Below are 17614 nucleotides of genomic sequence, written 5' to 3' on the forward strand. Positions count from 1 at the left end.
GCGCCCCTGCGCGCGGAGATCGTAAACACGCTCTTAGGGCGCGAAGCGATAGTGGTCGCGATTGAGCACGGCAGCGATAGCCGTGACCTCCTCCGGGAACAGGCCCAGACTCATCTGCGTGTTGCAGCCCTCGACCATGCCGCGCAGCTTGCCCGCGCTATCGATGCTGCCCCGGGGCCGATAGATGGCCTTGCCGTCGTCGGCCCACTTCATGGCATGGCACTGGTTGCACTTGTGCTCGGCGATCAATTGCTCGCCCAGCTTCAGATCGGCGTCCTTGAAGATGGCCGGAGCGGGCACCTGCGCCCAGGCGCCGGTGGCGGCCAGCGCGGCGGCCAGCAGCAGGTGCTGCGACCGGATGCGGAAGACTTGCATGGAAACCTCCTTTTTCAGAACCCCCAGGCCGCTTCCCTGCCGGCCCTGGCGCGTCGCACGGCTATGGCGCTGCAGCGACTGCCTGGCGCGCCTGCTCCAGCCGGCGCTCCAGATAGCCGTGATAGAAATCCGGCGAACCGCCGATCAGCCGATCGGCCACCTCGGCACCGTCCCGGCCCAGGAACAGCACCGTCGGCGCCACCTTGACCTGCCAGGCGCGCACCAGCGCATCGTGCGTGATGCCGGCGCCCTGCACCGTGCGCGTACCCTGTTCGCTGCGCATGTCCACCTGCACCACCGGTAGTCCCTCGCGCTCGCGCATGGGCGCAAGATAGTTGTTGCGCACCTCCTCGCACCAGGGGCAGCGGTGCAGGCTGACCATGACCACCAGCGGCTGCCTGCCGGCCAGGGCCTGGGCCAGTTCGTCGGGCAGCGAAACCGACAGCGGCAGCGTCCTGCCGGCGGCCCGCAGCGGCAGGCCGGCACCACCCAGCAGGGCAGCAGCGGCCAAGGCACTCCAGTGGCGCCGACGCAGCGCAGGCAGGGACACTGGTGCGTTCATGGTGACTCGTGCTCCATCAGCAGATAGGTGTTGTAGGCATTCATGCGATTAGCGGCATTGAACAGCGGCAGATGCTCGAAGCGGCTCCAGTCGGCGGCCTCGTAGGCCTCATCGAAAGGCGTCATGTCGCGCGCAGCCTCGCCCATGGCCTGGCGCAGATGGATCAGGTAGTCGCGCGTGAGCTGGATGTCCTGGCGCGCCTCGGTGGATACCGGGCCATGGCCGGGCACGATGACCCGGGCGTCGAACTCCAGCAGCCGCTCCAGCGACACGATCCAGTTGCGGCTGTCGGCCTGGCCGACGAAGGGGATGCGGCTGCGAAACACCAGATCGCCGGCATACAGCAGCCGGGCCTTGGGCACATGCACCACCAGGTCTTCGGGCGTGTGCGCCGCACCCACCGGCTGCAGTACCAGCCGGGTGTCGCCCACTGTCAGCTCCTCGCGCGCCTTGATCCAGCGCGTGGCCGGCACCAGCCGGGTCTGCTCGTCGATCCAGGGGGCCAGTTCGTCGCGCGAGGCCTGCAGGCGCAGCCGTGCCGTGTCGGAATGCAGATATTCGCGTGCACCCTGGTGGGCAATGATCTGCGCCCCCGCCTTCTCAAACACCTGCAGGCCGTAGATATGGTCAGCGTGGTAGTGGGTCAGCACCACATGCGAAACCTTTCTGGGCGTGACGCGGGCAATCTCGGCCAGCAGCCGCTCGGCCAGCCTGGGCGAACCCAGGGCATCGATCACCACCACCGATTCGGAGGTGACGATGAAGCCGGCGTTGGAGATGAAGTTCTGATTGTCCCGGGAGCCCAGCTCGGACAGGCCTTGCACATACCAGCAGCCGGGCGCCGCCTCCAGCGCCCGCATGGGCGGCTCGGCGGCCCAGAGCGCCGTGCTGCCCAGGCCGGCAGCGCCAGCCAGAGCGGCACTGCGCAGAAAAAATTGACGCCGATCAATTGCACGCTGCATACCCACTCCCTATTTATAAGCAAACGCTAAAGTAATTATCTGGAATGACCCCTGACCTGACAACCATCGTCGAGCTGCGCGGCACGACGCCCGTCCTGGCCGCCGGTGGCGCAGCCATCGGGTTGCTGTTCGGCTTTTTTGCGCAGCGCTCGCGCTTTTGCCTGCGCGCCGCCGTCATCGACGTCTGGCGCGGTCGCTTCGGCGAGCGCCTGGGGGTCTGGCTGCTGGCCTTCGCCACCGCCGTGGTTGCCGTCCAGGCCCTGACGCTGGCCGGCTGGCTGGACGTGAGTGGCGCGCGGCAGATGTCCAACCGGGGCAGCCTGTCGGGCGCACTGCTTGGCGGCGCATTGTTCGGCATCGGCATGGTCATGACGCGCGGCTGTGCCAGCCGGCTGCTGATCCTGTCGGCCAACGGCAATCTGCGCGCCCTGCTGTCCGGCCTGGTGTTTGCCGTGACGGCGCAGGCGGCCCTGGGCGGTGCCCTGGAACCCTGGCGCACCGCAGTCGCCAGTTGGTGGCTGGTCGATGGCGGCAGCGCACGCAATCTGCTGGCGCGCCTGGGCCTGGACAGCGGTGCCGGCCTGGCCTTCGGACTGTTGTGGCTGGCCGGCGGCATATGGTTTTCGCTGCGCGCCGGCAACCGCATCTGGCTATGGGTGGGCGGCATCGGCACCGGCCTGGCCGTGGCGCTGGCCTGGTGGTTCACCCATGCCGTATCCGTGGCCAGCTTCGACCCCGTGGCGGTCAATGGCCTGACCTTCAGCGGCCCCTCGGCACAGTGGCTGATGCGGGTGCTGCACAGCCCGGCGCCGGCCTTCGATTTCGATGCCGCCATGCTGCCTGCCGTGTTTGCCGGCTCGGCCCTGGGCGCGCTGGTCAGGCGCGAATTCAGGATCGAGGGTTTCCACAACGGCCTGACCATGCTGCGCTACATCGCGGGCGCCGTGGCCATGGGTTTCGGCAGCGTGCTGGCCGGCGGCTGCGCCGTGGGCGCGGGCATGACCGGCGGCGCCATCTTCTCGCTCACCGCCTGGCTGGCCCTGGTGGGCATGTGGCTGGGCGGCGGCCTGATGGATAGGCTGCTGCCCGAGGCCCCGGCCAGCGCCGGCCCGGCCAGTTCGCCACGCTGAAGCTGCCTGCCAGCCGACACCTGTCTATTTACCGCTCAGGTACTCGGACACCGCCGCCATCTCCAGCGGTGTCATCTTCTCGGCCACGGTGTGCATGACGGCGTTGTCGTTGGTGCGCTCGCGCTTGTTGAACAGCTTGAGCTGGCTCTCCAGATAGGCCGCGTGCTGGCCGGCCAGGCGCGGCAGGCTGTCGCTGCCGGCTCCAGCCTTGCCGTGGCAGGTGGCGCAGGCCGGCACGCCGCTGTACTTGTTGCCCTGGTGGTAGAGGTACTGGCCTACAGCCGCCAGCGGCGCATCCTTGGCTGCTTCCTGGTGCGGCGGGCGGCTGGCGTAGAACTGGCCCAGCGCCTGCATGTCCTCAGGCGCCAGGTTGGTCACCATGCTGGCCATGGCCGTGCTCTTGCGCGCACCGCTCTTGAATTGTTCGAGCTGCTTGGCGATGTAGTCGGCGTTCTGCGCCGCCAGGCGCGGGAACACCTCGCTGGCCGATTCGCCATCGGTGCCGTGGCATAGAAAGCACGAGCCGCCGATGATCTTGCGTGCGCGCGCCTGTGCGGCCTCGTCGGCCTGGGCCAGACCCGGAGCCAGCACGCTGGCGCCCAGCGCAGCCCCCAGCAGGATGATGGACGTCCATTGCCGCACACGCATGATTGCTCCCCTCTTGTCCATTCGTTGTCTCAGCCAGAAAAAGGCAAGGAAAAGGGGCCAGCAGCGGCCCCGGAAAATCGATGGGCGGCAGGCGCGTGCCCGCCGCCCGGCACAGCGGCTCACATCAGGGAGTCGGCCCAGATGTTGTGCGCCCAGGCCATGGCATAGCGCCCTTCCAGTTCGCTGGCCGCAGCTGACACGCCGCCCGAGCCCGGCACGGCGAGCATGGTCTTTTTCTCGGCGTCGTAGCGATGCACGCTGGCCACGTGAACCACATCGGTGTCGCTCACGAAGCTGTAGCAGGTGTTGTTGTAGATCGGCAGCTTGCCCGGCTCGCGGCCCGACAGCAGGGCGACGATGGCAGCTGCGGCCACCTTGCCGTGCTGGTTGGCCATGTGGCCGGACTTGGGCATCAGCGGCGCGATCTGCAGCGCGTCGCCCAGCACATGGACGTTTCTGGCGGCGCTTGATTCCATGGTCAGCCAGTCCACCTCGCACCAGCGCTGGTTGGCCGTGGCCAGGCCGGCGCCATGCGCGATATCGCCGGCGCGCTGCGGCGGCACCACGTTCAGCACATCGGCCTTGACGTCATCGTTGAAGTCGAACTTCAGCGTATTGGTGGCCGCATCGACATCGATGGTGCTGTGCTTGGGCCGGTACTCGATGATGCCCTGGTAGCGCTCGGCCCAGGCCTTCTTGAACAGCGGGCCCTTGGAGGTCACGTCATCGTTGGCGTCCAGGATCAGCACCTTGGAGCGCGGCTTGGCCGTCTTGAAGTAGTGCGCCACCTGGCAAGCGCGCTCGTACGGCCCGGGCGGGCAGCGATACGGCGCCAGCGGAATGGACAGCGCATACACGCCGCCATCGGGCATGGCTTCGAGCTGGCGGCGCAGTGCCACGGTCTGCGCGCCGGCCTTCCAGGAGTGCAGCACCTTGTCCTGGGCGCCGGGCTTCTTCATGCCCGGCAGGGCATCCCACATGAAATCCACGCCGGGCGAGACCACCAGCCGGTCGTAGGACAGCGTGCTGCCGCCGGCCAGGCGCACCTGGCGCTTGTCCACGTCGATGGCGGCGGCGCTGTCGCGCACGATCTTCACGCCGTGGCGGCGCGTCAGATTGTCGTAGGACACGGTGATGTCGGCCATCTGCCTGCTGCCGCCCAGCACCAGGTTGGAGATCGGGCAGGAGATGAAGCTTGCATTGGGCTCGACCAGGGTGACCTCGATGCCCCCCTCAGACCACATGCGGATGTACTTGGCCGCCGTGGCGCCGCCATAGCCGCCCCCGATGACCACCACCTTGCCCCCGGCGCCGCCGGCGGCCCCCGTGGATGCGCAGCCGGCACTCAGGCCCAGAGCGCCAATGGCCGATGCAGCCGAGCCGGCGCGGATGAATTGACGACGATCCATCATGGTTGTGCTCCCTGTGCTCATTTCTTCTGTGCGGCAAACCAGCCGGCGATCGCGTCGAGCTGCTCGTCGCTGTAGCCCTTGCTGAGCTGGTGCATGATGGTGGCCGGCTTGGCGCCGCTCTTGAAGTCCTTGAGCTTCTTGACCATCTCGTCCTTGTTGACGCCAGCCAGCGGCTCGTTGCCCGGCTGTGCGCGTCCGGCAGTGCCGTGGCAGTTGGCGCAGGCCGCCGCCCAGCTGCGCACCTGCAGCGGATCGACCTGGGCGCTGGCACTGCCGGCCAGCGCCAGCAGGCCGGCGGCCAGGGTGGAGAGAGCGAGTTGTTTCATCTTGGAGCCTCCTGTGTTGTCGAGCCGCGATCTTGCCAGCCGCCGGCGCCTGCGGCGCCCGCAAGCCGCTGCGCCGGTCGCGGCGCGTGGCGGCGCTGTAAATCGTCGGCTGCTTATATAAACCCGGGCGATCATAGAACTGACGCCCGGCCAGCCATACCGGGGACTTACCCGCAACGCCTCAAGCCCTCAAGCCCTCAGGCCTCGTGCTGCGCCTGCAGCCCTGGCTGCGCCAGCGGCACGGCCCCTTGCGCCACCAGGGTACACACGGCGCGGCACAGCGGCGTGACGTGCGGATTGGCGATGTGGTAGTAGATCTGCACTCCCTTGCGCCGCTTGCCCAGCACGCCGGCCCGGTACAGCGTATTCAGGTGCTGGCTCATGTTGGGCTGGGTAGTGGCCACCTCGGCCAGCAACTCGGTGACGTTCTTCTCGCCCTGACACAGGGCGCCGATGATCTTCAGCCGCATGGGAGCCGACATCAGGCGAAACAGCTCGGCGGCGCGCTCCAGGACTTCGTCCGATTGCAGCGCAGTATCCGTGGGGGAGGCCATGAGGAATCAAGCAAGCAGGAAAGCGGGAGAGGCACAAGGGTGGGGAAGCCGCAGTAGCCGTCTGCGGCAGGCCGGCGTCACTGTCAATCACTATCACTATGACACAGCGATAATTTGCCGCCCCGATCCTGCGCCCCCCGAGAGTGTGCCCATGACCCAACCCTGCGAACACTGGCCCGTGGCCATCGGCGTGGCGGCTGCCCGCGCCGGGGTGTCGGCGCGCATGGTGCGGCACTACGAAAGCCTGGGCCTGCTGGCGCCCGTGGCACGCACCGACAGCGGCTATCGCCAGTATGGCCAGGCCGACGTACACACCCTGCGCTTCATCCGCCGCGCGCGCGAGCTGGGCTTTTCGATGGACGAGATAGCCGCCCTGCTCGGGCTGTGGCAGGACAAGGCGCGCGCGAGCAGCCAGGTCAAGCAGATTGCGCAAAAGCACATCGCCGACCTGCACGAGCGTATCGCCGCCCTGCAGGCCATGCAGCGCAGCCTGCAGGCGCTGGTCGGCTGCTGCCAGGGCGACGAGCGGCCCGACTGCCCCATCCTGGACGATCTGGCAGGCTGAATAGCTATTATTTCAATAGCTATCATCGCTTGTTGGATAAGGGTTTGCGGCATTTTTCACTCATGAAAACCGCCTTGAATTTCAGCCCAAGGCCAGCAAGTCGTCCTGCCAGCGCTGGCGCTGCTGCCGGCGCAGGGCCGGCAAGTCCTGCACCTTGCGGATGACCAGCCGGTAGGGCCGGCCTTGCCTGACGGTCTCGAAGCCGAACTGCGCCGTCGAAGCGTTCAGCTTGTCCTGCACATGGCTGCGCCGCATCTCGGCCAGCGCCAGGATCAGCGGCTCGGCAGTGGGCGACTCGGCCCAGGCAATGGCCGGCTGGCAGTCGGCGCAGCAGCAGGCCCATTGCACTGCGTGGCTGCCGTGGTCGGCATCGGATGGCATGGGCTGCGCCAGCGCGTCCTGCAGGGCGGCGCGCACATCGGCCAGCAATTGCCCAGCCTCGGCCAGGCTGGCGGCCAGCGGCTCAAGCGCCTGGGCCAGCGGGCGCAGGCTGGTCAGCGGATACAGCATGGGCGCGGCGCGCACCTGCTGCAGCAGCGCCCGCACCTGCGCCTCGGGCCGGGGGCGGCACTGCATGGCCTGGGCCAGCTCGGCCACCTGCTGCAGCCGCCCAGGCAGATTGAGCTGGCGCCGCTGCGGTGTGCTGCGCTGCAACAAGACATCACGGCTCTGACACTGGCGCAGGCACGACTGCAGCAACACATCCAGCAGGGCTTCACCCAGACCGGCAGCGGCACAAGCCTGGATGAAAGCCGGCAGCGGCTGCGGCCAGGGAGCGCGGGCGGCGGCGCCCTGGCGGCTGAAGACCCAGCTCGCCGCATCCGCCTGCCGCCAGGCCTGCAGCAGCGCCTGCAGCCAGTCCGCGCCCCAGCGCCGGGCCAGGCAGGCCAGGGCCGGCGCATCGTCCGGCTGCCAGCCCGTCCAGTCAAAGGGTTCGCACAACTGCCGCGCCTTGTCCGCATCCGGCACGGCGCAGGCCAGCGTGGCGTAGGCAGCCCAATGGATGCGGGCGGCTTGGGCAGGAGCGTCCAGGCGCCGCGCCTTCTCCAGCAAGGTTCTCCACACCGGCTGCAGGCGCCGCATGAGCGCTGCCCCATCACCCGTGCGCGCCAGGGCCACGGCATCGGCCAGGGCCGCGTCGAACTCGGTCGTGAAGCGGTTGGCCTCGTGCGCCTGCTGCGTGTGCAGCACCAGCGCAGCACGGCGATACCAGTAATCCAGCGTCTCGCCGTAGTTGCCCATGTAGCCCTCGTACTCCTCGGCCACCAGGTAGTCCTCGCCGGTGTCGGTCAGGCATTCCACATCGCCCGGATCGACTGGCAGCTCGGCACGCTGCACCGGCTGGCCCTGGGCATCGATCCAGTAGTCCAGCACCATGTCCTCGTCGATCAGCTCCTGTGGCTCGGCGCCATCGCCGTCGTCATAGCCCTCGTCCTCGCCGTCATAGCGCCGACGATAGCCGCCGCTGCCACTGCCGTCGGTCGTCCAGCTCTCGTGGATTTCGGCCAGCGCCAGGTGCATGTGCAGGCCCAGCTCCTGGGCTGCGGCGCGCAGGGCCTGGACGTGGCGGCGGTCGTCGCCCTTGAGCAGCTCCCAGCGCAGGCCGCGCTGGCTGTATTCGTGGTCGAGCAGCAGCACCCAGGGGCGGGCGCTGGGCTCGCCCTGCGGAAAGCAGCGCGCCCGCAGTGCCGCCAGCAGCGCCGCATCGACCGGGGCGGCGGGCAAGCCGGCATCGGCAGGCAGCACCAGGTCGAAGGTCAGCACCACGCGCCAGCCCTCCTCGACGGGCAGCACCTCATGCCGGCAATCGGCATAGAAGGCGCACCAGCGCAGCGCCTGGACGCGCAGATGCTGCGAGGCAAACAGCTCTTGCTGCCCACCGTGGTGCACGCGCAGGGCGCCGCCTATGTGCGCGCTCGGCCACACCAGCACCAGCGTGCCGACCATGCCGGAGTGTTTTTCCGTGTCCTGGTGCGGCTTGAAGAACTGCCCCGGGCCATAGACCAGCAGCTTGTGCGCGCGCAGCTCCAGCGCGCGCAGGCCCAGGGCGCGGGCCACTTGGGCCTGCAGGGCCGGCAGGGCGTCGCCGTGCCAACGCAGGGCCAGGGCGGCGGCATCGATCTCGCCGCTGTCGCGCACCCGGACATCGTGCAGCGTGGCCGCACGCAGGCCAAACGGCGCGGGCTGGCTGATGGCGTGCAGGGCGCGCGCCTGGGTGTCGTCCACCACTTGCGGCAACTCGCCATAGCCGGCCACCTGCACGGCCAGCGCCGTCAGCGGCAACTGGCCCTGGGCCTGAAAGGCCGGCTGGGGCGGGGGCCAGGCCGGGATTCAGGCTGGGCTGGCGTGCGGGATTTGCGCCCCTTGGCAGCAGGCGCCGGCCTGGCCAGGGCTTGCAGCGCCTGGAGAATGGGCGAGTCGGAGGCTGGATCGTCGGTCATGGTGGTTGCTCGCAGGAGTGGCACTGCTTCTTTAGAGCGTGTTTACGATCTCCGCGCGCAGGGGCGCGAGTGCGGATCGGGATGGGCTGCCAGGCGCAAACCGCAGCGATAGCCCGTGCTATCGCGAGGATTTGCAACGCCGCAGACCGCCCGAGGCCGCGCTCGCGCACCCGCGCGGGGATCGTAAACACGCTCTTAGGCCCGTATTGGGACAGACAGGCACGCAGGCCGGCACTGTGGCATGGTCTGGCATTTTGGATACCAAGCCCGCTGACACACGTTTCTCAGGATTTTGCGCATGACCGACACCACCGCCAACACCGCCCCCTACACCCCGCCCGCCATCTGGCAATGGAGCCCAGGCAACGGCGGGCGCTTTGCCAGCATCAACCGCCCCATCGCCGGCGCCACGCACGACAAGGAGCTGCCCGTGGGCCGCCATCCGCTGCAGCTGTACTCGCTGGGCACGCCCAACGGCGTCAAGGTCACGGTGATGCTGGAGGAATTGCTGGCGCTGGGCCACGCCGGCGCCGAGTACGACGCCTGGCTGATCCGCATCCACGAGGGCGAACAGTTCGGCAGCGGCTTCGTCGGCGTCAACCCCAACTCCAAGATCCCCGCCCTGCTCGACCGCAGCCAGCCCGACGCGCCCATCCGCGTGTTCGAGTCCGGCGCCATCCTGGTTTATCTGGCGGAGAAATTCGGCGCCTTCCTGCCCACCGAACCGGCCCGGCGCGCCGAATGCCTGTCCTGGCTGTTCTGGCAGATGGGCAGCGCGCCTTTTCTGGGGGCGGCTTCGGGCATTTCTATGCCTATGCGCCCGTCAAGATCGAATACGCCATCGACCGCTACGCCATGGAGGCCAAGCGCCAGATGGATGTGCTGAACCGCCGCCTGGCCGAGCACGAATACCTGGCCGGCAATGACTACACCGTGGCCGACATCGCCGCCTGGCCCTGGTACGGGCTACTGGCCAAGGGGCAGCTCTACGAGGCCGGCGAATTCCTGCAGGTGCAGGAGTACACCCACGTGCTGCGCTGGGCCGAGCAGATCGCCGCGCGCCCGGCAGTGCAGCGCGGGCGCCGCGTCAACCGCACCTTCGGCACGCCGGACAGCCAGCTGCACGAACGCCACGACGCCAGCGACTTCGACACCCGCACGCAGGACAAGCTCGCTCCCGGCGCCTGAGCAGCCCGCGCCCTTCAGCAACCACACCCAAGGAGATACCAAGCCATGCTGACCCTGTACGACTGCGCCACCGCCCCCAGCCCACGGCGCGCACGCATCTTTCTGGCCGAAAAAGGTGTTCCCCACGATACGGTGCAGGTGGATTTGCGCAGCGGCGAGCAACTCGGCGCGGCCTATCGCCAGATCAACCCGCAATGCACCGTGCCGGCACTGCGCACCGAGGACGGGTTGCTGCTGAGCGACAACGCCGCCATTGCCGCTTATCTGGAGGCGCGCTACCCCGAGCCGCCGCTGCTGGGCAGCACGCCCGAGGAGAAGGCCGACATCGCCAGCTGGAACTGGCGCGCCGAGTTCGACGGCCTGCTGGCCGTGGCCGATGCGCTGCGCAACAGCTCGCCCGCCATGGCCGGGCGGGCCTTGCCGGGGGCCGTGAACTACGCGCAGATTCCGCAACTGGCCGAGCGCGGTCTGGCGCGCGTGGAGCAGTTCTTCGACACACTCGATGCACGCCTGCAAGGGCGCGACTTCATCGCCGGCGGGCGCTTCAGCGTGGCCGACATCACGGCGGTGGTCGTGGTGGACTTTGCCCGCATCGTCAAGAAAAAACCCCAGGAGCGGCACACGCACCTGCTGCGCTGGCGCTCCAGAATGGGGGAACGGCCATCCATGGCGCTGTGATGGTTTTCAGGTCAAATCGGCTGCAAATCCTTGTTGGGCAAGCGCTGACAGCTATCAAAACAGGAGTTCTGCGGGGCTGATGCAGGCGGTGCGATGCCGTGCGCCGCGCCAGCGCCCAGCGGCTGGCCTGGCTGCGCACTCCCTCTCCCCCCTCGGGGGAGAGGGTGGCCGCTGGATGATTTGCACGCACGCCACTGGGCGCACTCCCTCTCCCCCCTCGGGGGAGAGGGAGTCGGAAAGGTCAGCGTATCGAATGCCACGATGTTGCGGCTCTCGCGGCTGAACTCCACGCCCACCAGGTGCACCGGCCCGCTGGCGCGGTATTTGTCGGCATAGTTTTTCTGCTGCAGCTGCTCGATGGCCCGCCCTTCAGGCACCAGCTCCACGACCTTGAACTCGAACAGCCAGGTCTGCCCCAGCCAGCGCAGCGCCATGTCGATGCGGCCTTGGTTGGTGGCGTCCTCCAGCACCATGTCCAGCCCCAGCGCAGCAAAGTAGCTGTAGAAGACGCTGGCCCAGTAGCCCTCGTATTGGGCAATGGGGTTGCCCCGGTACCAGTCGTGCGGGATGCTGGCAAAGAAGCTGTGCAGCAGCTGGTGGATGCCCGCCAGGTCGCCCGCCTGCAGCAGCCGGTACATCTGCAAGACGCTGCGCGCCGGCCCGTCCTGGTCGCCGCACAGCACGGCCAGCAGGCTGGTGTTCAGGCTGGTCTTGACCTCCAGGTTGGGGTAGCGCAGGTGCAGCCCGATGCGCCCGGGCAGCTGCTCGGCCCGATCCACCGTCAGATAGCCCGACTGGAACAGCAGCGCTTCGGTGGAGATGTTGTCCACCTCGAAGGACGACAGCAGCGAGGAGAACTCGAAGACGCTCTCCAGCGCCGGCGTGAACTGGCGCCGCCGCGTGAGCAGCTTGACCAAAAAGGTGGGCGTGCCGCTTTCAAACCAGTAGGGCCGAAACTCCCGGTGGCTGAACAGCAGCAGCACATCGAAGGGGTTGTAGACCGACTCGCCGCGCCAGTTGTAGCCGTTGTACCAGCGGCGGATCTCATCGCGATCCAGCCCGGGCAGCTCGGGCGCGAACACGGTGTCGATGTCGTGCTCGGCGTAGCCGCAAATGGCCGAGTAGCGCGGATCGAGTGTGATGTCCTGCAGGTTGTTCAGGCCCGAGAAGATGCTCACCTTGCTGAACTTGGACACGCCCGTCAGCAAGGCAAAGCGGATATGCGCGTCGCTGTCCTTGATGACGGAATAAAAGTCCTTGAGCACCTCGCGCAGCTGCAGCGCCACGTCCTGGTCTTCAATGCGGTCGAGGACGGGCTTGTCGTATTCGTCGATCAGCACCACCACGCGCTGGCCGGTCTGCTCGGCCAGGCGCAGGATCAGGCGCTTGAAGCGACTGCGCGCATCAGGATACTCGGCGGGCAGCTCGTGGCGCGCCTCGAAGGTGCCCAGCTGCTCGTCCAGGCTGGCGCGCAAGTCCTCCACGCTGCCCAGCAAGCCACCGCCAAAGCTGAAGCGCAGCACCGGGTACTTGACTGACCAATCCCAGTGCTGCTCGGCGTGCAACCCCTCGAACAGCGCCCGGTTACCCTCGAACAGCTCTTTCAGGGTGTCCAGGAACAGGCTCTTGCCGAAGCGCCTCGGACGCGACAGGAAAAAGTACGAGCCTTGCGCTATCAGCCGCAGCGCAATCGGCGTCTTGTCCACGTAGTAACAGTCCTTGGCACGGATCTTGGCCAGGGTCTGGATGCCGATGGGGAGTTGTTTGCGGGCCATCGCGGCATTGTAGGAACACGTCCTGCGCAGCCCTGCCATGGTTTCAGTGAAAACTGCCCAAAACCTTTGCCCATCAAGCGCTATCAGCTCCTTTTTTAGTAGCTCTCAGGAACTTTCCAGCACTTTTTGCCGGCGCCGGCACCACCACCCCGCGCAGCAGCGTCTCGATGCACTGCTGGGCGATCTCCTCGGGGCTGTAGCTGCCCTGGGTCTGGTACCAGCGCCCGATCCAGCTCAGGGCGCCGGCGATGACGAAGGCCGTCATCTTCGGGTCGCACGGATGCAGCAAGCCCTCTTGCACGCCCTGGGCCACCAGGCGGCGAAACGCCAGGTCGATCTCGGACTTGAGCCGGCGCAGCTCGGTGCGCGCCGGCTCGGGCACTTCCTCGTCGCCTACGCGGATCAGGCACATGCCAAAGGGCTGCATGACGATGTCGGCATAGACCTGCATGCACGCGCGCAACTGCTCTAGCGCATTGCCGCCAGCGGCGCGCGAGGCCTCGATGCCGGCCAGCGTCATGTCCAGGCCCTTGCTGACGCAGGCCAGCAATATCTCGTCCTTGTTCTTGACGTAGTAGTACAGCGTGGGCTTGCTCACGTGCAGCCGCGCGGCGATGTCGTCCAGCGACGTGGCGTGAAAGCCGCGCTCGTTGAACAGCTCGGCAGCCGTAGTCAGCACGGCGTTGCGCTTGGCCTCGCGCTGGCGCTGGCGGTCGCCCGCCCCCACCCAGGGCGAGGGGCAGGGGCGGGAACACGCTTGCGCGCCGGTGCCTGGCTTGCCGGCGTGCCGCCGCCGGAGGATGAGCGCGAAGAAGTCGAAGCCATAGGGTAACCATTGGTGTCCGGGTAAATCCCGATATCGGCACTGTGCCGCAAGCTCAAGAATCTACTCAAGAGTAACCAGTTTACGCACCAGTAAACATCCGGTGGTTGCGAAGAAACCCGTAGAGGACACCATGGAGACAAGCCCCGGGCGCGGCACACAGGCAGCCGCGCCGCCATTGCTGCAAGTCGATGGCGTGACGCTGGCCTTTGGCGGCGTGCGCGCGCTCTCGGGCGTGGGTTTTGGCGTGCAGCAAGGCTCGATCACCGCTGTCATCGGCCCCAACGGCGCGGGCAAGACCTCGCTGTTCAACACCATCTCGGGCTTTTACCGCCCCACGACCGGCAGCATCCGTTTCCGTGGCCAGGACATCACCCGCACCCCGCCGCCCGAGCGCGCCCGGCTGGGCTTGGCGCGCAGCTTCCAGAACATCGCCCTGTTTCGCGGCATGACGGTGCTGGACAACATCAAGCTGGGCCGCCACGCCCACCTGAAGACCAATGTGCTGGACGCCCTGCTGTACCTGGGCCGCGCCCGGCGCGAGGAGGCCGAACTGCGCCGCGACATCGAGGAGCGCATCATCGATTTCCTGGAGATCGACCACATCCGCCACGCGCCTGTCGCCGCCCTGCCCTACGGCCTGCAAAAGCGCGTCGAGATGGCCCGGGCGCTGGCCATGCAGCCTGAAATCCTGATGCTCGACGAGCCCGTGGCCGGCATGAACCGCGAGGAGACCGAGGACATGGCGCGCTTCATCCTGGACGTGCGCGCCGAGTGGGGCGCCACCGTGCTGATGGTCGAGCACGACATGGGCATGGTCATGGATTTGTCGGATCACGTGGTGGTGCTGAACTTCGGCCAGGTCATCGCCCAGGGCACGCCGGGGCAGGTGCAGGCCGACCCCGAGGTGGCGCGCGCCTACCTCGGCTCGGGCGACGTGGGCGAGCTGCGCGCCAAGCTGCAGGCCGCCGCCGGGCGCGCGCCGCAGCCACAGACAACCGCAGCTGCACGGGTGGCCGCATGATGGATTGGGCCTACCTGTTCGAGATCAGTCTCACGGGCATCGCCAGCGGCGGCCTGTACGCGCTGGCCGCGCTGGCCTTCGTCATGGTCTACAAGGCCACGCGAGTGGTCAACATCGCCATCGGTGAGATGCTGATGGCCGGCAGCTACCTGTTCTTCACCTTCGCCGCCATGTGGGCGCTGCCGCTGTGGCTGGCCATCCCCGCTGCCGTGCTGGCCAGTGGCCTGCTGGGCGCCATCATCGAGCGCACCATGATCCGCCCGCTGCTGGGCGAGCCGCCGATCTCGGCCTTCATGGTCACCGTGGGCCTGGGCTCCATCCTGGTGGGGCTGGTGGAGATGATCTGGAGCGCCGATCAGCGCCGCCTGCCGGACTTCATGCCCACCAAGCCCATCATGATCGGCGAGGCCTTTCTGGCGCCCAAGGTCTTCTGGGGCGCGGTCATCGCTGCCGTGTTCATCGCCGCAGTGCTGTTGGTGTTTCGCCACTGGCGCGGCGGCGTCGCGCTGCGCGCCACGGCCAGCGACCAGGGGGCGGCGTACTCGGTGGGCATCAACGTGCCGCGCGTGTTCTCGCTGGCCTGGGTGGCCTCGGCCATGCTGGCCGCCGTGTCGGGGATCATCGTCGGCTCCATCGGCGGCATCTCCTCGTCGATGGGCGTGTTCGGCCTGTCGGTGCTGGTGGTGGTCATCGTTGGCGGCCTGGACAGCGTGCTGGGCGCACTGGTTGCGGGCGTCTTGGTCGGCCTGGTCGAGGCGCTGGCCGGGGCCTACCTGGGCGGCGAATACAAGCTGCTGGCAACCTTCATCGTGCTGGTGGCCATCCTGATGGCGCGGCCCTATGGCCTGTTTGGCACACGCGAAATCGAGAGGCTGTAGATGCGCATCGGAACCTTCAAGGAAAGCTACGCCAGCGACGCTGCGCTGTTCGACTCGCGCACGCAGCACGTCTGGCTGGGCATCGCCGCTGCGCTGCTGCTGGCCTTTCCCTTCGTCGCCAGCGACTACTGGCTGTACCTGGCCTGCCTGATCGCCATCAACGTGGCCAGCAGCACGGGCCTGAACATCCTGACCGGCTACACCGGCCTGGTCAGCCTGGGCCAGGCGGCCTTCATGGGGTTGGGCGCCTATACGGTAGCGATACTGCAGGCGCGCTGGGGCACGCCGCTGCTGTTCAATTTGCTCGCCGGCGGCTTTGTCGCCATGCTGGGCGGCATGGTGGTGGGCATCCCGTCGCTGCGCGTCAAGGGGCTGTATCTGGCCATCGTGACCATTGCCGCATCCTTCATCGCGCATTTTTTCTTCGCTAACCTGAAGATCACCGGCGGCACGGCCGGCCTGTCCATGCAGCCGGGGCAGGTGCTGGGCGTGGTGCTCGACACCTCGTTTCGCCTGTACTGGCTGATCGTGCCCATCACCGTGCTGATGCTGCTGGGCGCGGCCAACCTGTTTCGCACGCGCATCGGCCGCGCCTTCATCGCCATTCGCGACCGCGACATCTCGGCCGAGGTGCTGGGCATCCCGCTGCTGCAATACAAGCTCTTGAGTTTTGGCCTGTCGTCGTTCTACGCCGGCGTGGCGGGCGGGCTGTGGGCGTATTTCTTCCGCGTGGTCACGCCCGAGAGTTTTCCGCTGTCCATGTCCATCTTCTTCCTGGCGGCCATCATCGTCGGCGGCATGGGCTCGATTCTGGGCGGCGTTCTGGGCGCGGTCTTCATGACGCTGGTGCCCGAGGTGCTCAAGCTCATCGTCGATGTGCTGCCCGGCAGCGCCGATCTCACCGTCTTCCTCTCGCCCGTGCGGCTGGTCATCTTCGGCGCGCTGATCGTCGGCTTCCTGGTCTTCGAGCCCCTGGGCCTGGCCGAGATGTGGCGACGCACGCGGCGCTTCTTCCACCTGTGGCCCTTCCGTAACTGACGCAATCTGCGCAACCGACCCCACCCACCAACCAGGAGACAGACATGGCACAGCACCCCCTTTCCGCCCGCCGCCGCAGCTTGATGCTTGCGGCTGCCGCCACCGGCGCCGCCGCCCTCGCCCAGCCCCTGTCGGTGCTGGCGCAGGGGGCCGAGGAGATCGTCATCGGCGGCTCCATCCCCATGACGGGCGTGTTCGCCTTTGCCGGCGTGGGCATCAACGCCGGCATCCAGGACTACGTCAAGATCGTCAACGACGCCGGCGGTATCGCCGGGCGCAAGGTGAAATACGTGCCCGAGGACACGGGCTACAAGGTCGATGTGTCGGTGGCCGCGTTCAAGAAGATCACCAGCCAGAACAAGGTCAACCTGTACTACGGCGACTCCACCGGCTTTGCCAAGACCATCAACCCCGAGCTGGACCGCAACGGCAACATCCTGATGGCCGGTGCCTCGTTCGCCACCGAGCTGAACGACCCAAAGAAGTACCCGCACCAGTTCCTGGTCGGGCCGGACTACACCGAGATGTTCGGCATCCTGCTCAAGCACATCGCCAAGGAGAAGCCCGGCGCCAAGGTGGCCTTCGTCTATTCCGACTCCGAGTTCGGGCGCGACCCCATCGACTCCAGTGAGGCGCTGGCGAAAAAGCTCGGCCTGTCGGTGCCTGTCAAGATCATGACGCCCGCGGGCAGCGTGGACGTGTCCACCGAAGTCATCAAGCTGCGCCGCGCCGCGCCCGACTACACCATCTTCCACGGCTACATCCTGGCGCCGATTCCCGAATTCATCACCCAGGGCAAGCAGCAGGGCATGACCAGCAAGTGGATGGGCACCTTCTGGACTATGGACAGCTCCACCGTCATGAAGATGGGCCCGGATGGCGACGGCTTCATGGGCGTGATGCCGTTTCGCTACTACTACGACACGGAAAAAGCCCCCATGCTGGAAAAGATCCGCGCCATGCGCCCGGAGTACCAGAGCACGGCCTACACCCAGGGCTTCATCGCCACCATGCTGTTCCTGGAGTCGGCCAAGCGCTGCCTGGAGGCGAACAAGCCACTCACGGGCGACAACCTGAAGAGCGCGCTCAACAGCATCAAGGACTTCGACACCGGCGGGCTGATCGGCGTGCCGATCACGATTTCCGGCAACTCCATCCCCGTGGGCCGCGTGTACCGCGCCGACATGAAGGCGCAGAAGATGGTTGCGGCATCGGACTGGATCAAGCTCTGACCC

17 protein-coding genes and 1 pseudogene are annotated in these 17614 nt (G+C 67.3%); 8 read left to right on the forward strand and 10 right to left on the reverse strand.

The window, feature by feature from the left end; all coding sequences use genetic code 11:
* Positions 1-33 precede the first annotated feature (33 nt).
* The 3 genes from IDM45_RS13825 to IDM45_RS13835 form a co-directional block, all read right to left on the reverse strand.
* Positions 34-375, reverse strand: a complete 342-nt coding sequence (locus IDM45_RS13825; protein WP_209423374.1) for a hypothetical protein — start codon at positions 373-375, stop codon at positions 34-36.
* 61 nt (positions 376-436) lie between these two features.
* Positions 437-937 (reverse strand): thioredoxin domain-containing protein, encoded by a 501-nt coding sequence (locus IDM45_RS13830; RefSeq protein ID WP_232653900.1) that lies wholly within the window; start codon positions 935-937, stop codon positions 437-439.
* The gene (locus IDM45_RS13835) at positions 934-1899 is read right to left on the reverse strand and encodes an MBL fold metallo-hydrolase (RefSeq protein ID WP_408631659.1); all 966 of its coding nucleotides are present in this window, start codon (positions 1897-1899) and stop codon (positions 934-936) included. The genes IDM45_RS13830 and IDM45_RS13835 overlap by 4 nt, the downstream gene beginning before the upstream one ends.
* A gap of 44 nt (positions 1900-1943) precedes the next feature.
* On the opposite strand from IDM45_RS13835, the gene IDM45_RS13840 reads away from it, so the two are divergent.
* Positions 1944-3029, forward strand: a complete 1086-nt coding sequence (locus IDM45_RS13840) for a YeeE/YedE family protein (protein ID WP_209423375.1) — start codon at positions 1944-1946, stop codon at positions 3027-3029.
* Positions 3030-3053: 24 nt separating this feature from the next.
* Here the strand turns inward: IDM45_RS13840 and IDM45_RS13845 are convergent, their stop codons facing one another.
* From IDM45_RS13845 to IDM45_RS13860, 4 genes are all read right to left on the reverse strand, one after another.
* The gene (locus tag IDM45_RS13845) at positions 3054-3677 is read right to left on the reverse strand and encodes a c-type cytochrome (protein WP_232653897.1); all 624 of its coding nucleotides are present in this window, start codon (positions 3675-3677) and stop codon (positions 3054-3056) included.
* Between the two features lie 119 nt (positions 3678-3796).
* Positions 3797-5086: an NAD(P)/FAD-dependent oxidoreductase gene (locus IDM45_RS13850; protein ID WP_209424133.1), complete on the reverse strand. Its 1290-nt coding sequence runs from the start codon at positions 5084-5086 to the stop codon at positions 3797-3799.
* 20 nt (positions 5087-5106) lie between these two features.
* Positions 5107-5415 carry a c-type cytochrome gene (locus tag IDM45_RS13855; RefSeq protein WP_209423376.1) on the reverse strand — a complete coding sequence of 103 codons (309 nt, stop codon included), beginning with the start codon at positions 5413-5415 and terminating at the stop codon, positions 5107-5109.
* 197 nt (positions 5416-5612) lie between these two features.
* Positions 5613-5969 (reverse strand): ArsR/SmtB family transcription factor, encoded by a 357-nt coding sequence (locus tag IDM45_RS13860; RefSeq protein ID WP_209423377.1) that lies wholly within the window; start codon positions 5967-5969, stop codon positions 5613-5615.
* Positions 5970-6120: 151 nt separating this feature from the next.
* On the opposite strand from IDM45_RS13860, the gene cueR reads away from it, so the two are divergent.
* Entirely contained in the window at positions 6121-6534 is a 414-nt protein-coding gene (gene cueR / locus IDM45_RS13865; RefSeq protein ID WP_209423378.1) for a Cu(I)-responsive transcriptional regulator, read from the forward strand.
* An 81-nt stretch (positions 6535-6615) separates the two neighbouring features.
* On the opposite strand, the gene IDM45_RS13870 is transcribed toward cueR, so the two are convergent.
* Positions 6616-8817 carry a 2OG-Fe(II) oxygenase family protein gene (locus IDM45_RS13870; protein ID WP_209423379.1) on the reverse strand — a complete coding sequence of 734 codons (2202 nt, stop codon included), beginning with the start codon at positions 8815-8817 and terminating at the stop codon, positions 6616-6618.
* Between the two features lie 456 nt (positions 8818-9273).
* On the opposite strand from IDM45_RS13870, the pseudogene yghU reads away from it, so the two are divergent.
* Both yghU and IDM45_RS13880 read left to right on the forward strand, forming a co-directional pair.
* A pseudogene (yghU, locus tag IDM45_RS13875) lies at positions 9274-10163 on the forward strand (glutathione-dependent disulfide-bond oxidoreductase).
* 45 nt (positions 10164-10208) lie between these two features.
* On the forward strand, positions 10209-10841 hold the full coding sequence (locus IDM45_RS13880; protein ID WP_209423380.1) for a glutathione S-transferase family protein: 633 nt from the start codon (positions 10209-10211) through the stop codon (positions 10839-10841).
* An 11-nt stretch (positions 10842-10852) separates the two neighbouring features.
* Here the strand turns inward: IDM45_RS13880 and IDM45_RS13885 are convergent, their stop codons facing one another.
* Positions 10853-12616, reverse strand: coding sequence for an ATP-binding protein (locus IDM45_RS13885; protein ID WP_209423381.1), 1764 nt, complete (start codon positions 12614-12616; stop codon positions 10853-10855).
* Between the two features lie 73 nt (positions 12617-12689).
* Positions 12690-13343: a TetR/AcrR family transcriptional regulator gene (locus tag IDM45_RS13890; RefSeq protein ID WP_325168983.1), complete on the reverse strand. Its 654-nt coding sequence runs from the start codon at positions 13341-13343 to the stop codon at positions 12690-12692.
* Between the two features lie 229 nt (positions 13344-13572).
* Here IDM45_RS13890 and IDM45_RS13895 point away from each other — a divergent pair, with 229 nt between their 5' ends.
* Genes IDM45_RS13895 through IDM45_RS13910 form a run of 4 tightly spaced genes read left to right on the forward strand, consistent with a single transcriptional unit; the run spans position 13573 to position 17611 of the window.
* Entirely contained in the window at positions 13573-14463 is an 891-nt protein-coding gene (locus tag IDM45_RS13895) for an ABC transporter ATP-binding protein (RefSeq protein WP_209423382.1), read from the forward strand.
* Positions 14463-15341: a branched-chain amino acid ABC transporter permease gene (locus IDM45_RS13900; RefSeq protein ID WP_209423383.1), complete on the forward strand. Its 879-nt coding sequence runs from the start codon at positions 14463-14465 to the stop codon at positions 15339-15341. The genes IDM45_RS13895 and IDM45_RS13900 overlap by 1 nt, the downstream gene beginning before the upstream one ends.
* Complete coding sequence (locus IDM45_RS13905) at positions 15342-16379, forward strand: branched-chain amino acid ABC transporter permease (RefSeq protein ID WP_209423384.1); 1038 nt, start codon at positions 15342-15344, stop codon at positions 16377-16379. It abuts the gene before it with no gap.
* 44 nt (positions 16380-16423) lie between these two features.
* Positions 16424-17611 carry an ABC transporter substrate-binding protein gene (locus tag IDM45_RS13910; protein ID WP_209423385.1) on the forward strand — a complete coding sequence of 396 codons (1188 nt, stop codon included), beginning with the start codon at positions 16424-16426 and terminating at the stop codon, positions 17609-17611.
* Positions 17612-17614 lie beyond the last annotated feature (3 nt).

The sequence above is a fragment of the Melaminivora jejuensis genome (assembly GCF_017811175.1).
Taxonomy (GTDB): domain Bacteria; phylum Pseudomonadota; class Gammaproteobacteria; order Burkholderiales; family Burkholderiaceae_C; genus Melaminivora; species Melaminivora jejuensis.

Coding starts and splice junctions, on each gene's coding strand:
- IDM45_RS13825 (WP_209423374.1), bottom strand. CDS start 375: ATGCAAGTCTTCCGCATCCGGTCGCAGCACCTGCTGCTGGCCGCCGCG.
- IDM45_RS13830 (WP_232653900.1), bottom strand. CDS start 937: ATGAACGCACCAGTGTCCCTGCCTGCGCTGCGTCGGCGCCACTGGAGT.
- IDM45_RS13835 (WP_408631659.1), bottom strand. CDS start 1,899: ATGCAGCGTGCAATTGATCGGCGTCAATTTTTTCTGCGCAGTGCCGCT.
- IDM45_RS13840 (WP_209423375.1), top strand. CDS start 1,944: ATGACCCCTGACCTGACAACCATCGTCGAGCTGCGCGGCACGACGCCC.
- IDM45_RS13845 (WP_232653897.1), bottom strand. CDS start 3,677: ATGCGTGTGCGGCAATGGACGTCCATCATCCTGCTGGGGGCTGCGCTG.
- IDM45_RS13850 (WP_209424133.1), bottom strand. CDS start 5,086: ATGGATCGTCGTCAATTCATCCGCGCCGGCTCGGCTGCATCGGCCATT.
- IDM45_RS13855 (WP_209423376.1), bottom strand. CDS start 5,415: ATGAAACAACTCGCTCTCTCCACCCTGGCCGCCGGCCTGCTGGCGCTG.
- IDM45_RS13860 (WP_209423377.1), bottom strand. CDS start 5,969: ATGGCCTCCCCCACGGATACTGCGCTGCAATCGGACGAAGTCCTGGAG.
- cueR (WP_209423378.1), top strand. CDS start 6,121: ATGACCCAACCCTGCGAACACTGGCCCGTGGCCATCGGCGTGGCGGCT.
- IDM45_RS13880 (WP_209423380.1), top strand. CDS start 10,209: ATGCTGACCCTGTACGACTGCGCCACCGCCCCCAGCCCACGGCGCGCA.
- IDM45_RS13885 (WP_209423381.1), bottom strand. CDS start 12,616: ATGGCCCGCAAACAACTCCCCATCGGCATCCAGACCCTGGCCAAGATC.
- IDM45_RS13895 (WP_209423382.1), top strand. CDS start 13,573: ATGGAGACAAGCCCCGGGCGCGGCACACAGGCAGCCGCGCCGCCATTG.
- IDM45_RS13900 (WP_209423383.1), top strand. CDS start 14,463: ATGGATTGGGCCTACCTGTTCGAGATCAGTCTCACGGGCATCGCCAGC.
- IDM45_RS13905 (WP_209423384.1), top strand. CDS start 15,342: ATGCGCATCGGAACCTTCAAGGAAAGCTACGCCAGCGACGCTGCGCTG.
- IDM45_RS13910 (WP_209423385.1), top strand. CDS start 16,424: ATGGCACAGCACCCCCTTTCCGCCCGCCGCCGCAGCTTGATGCTTGCG.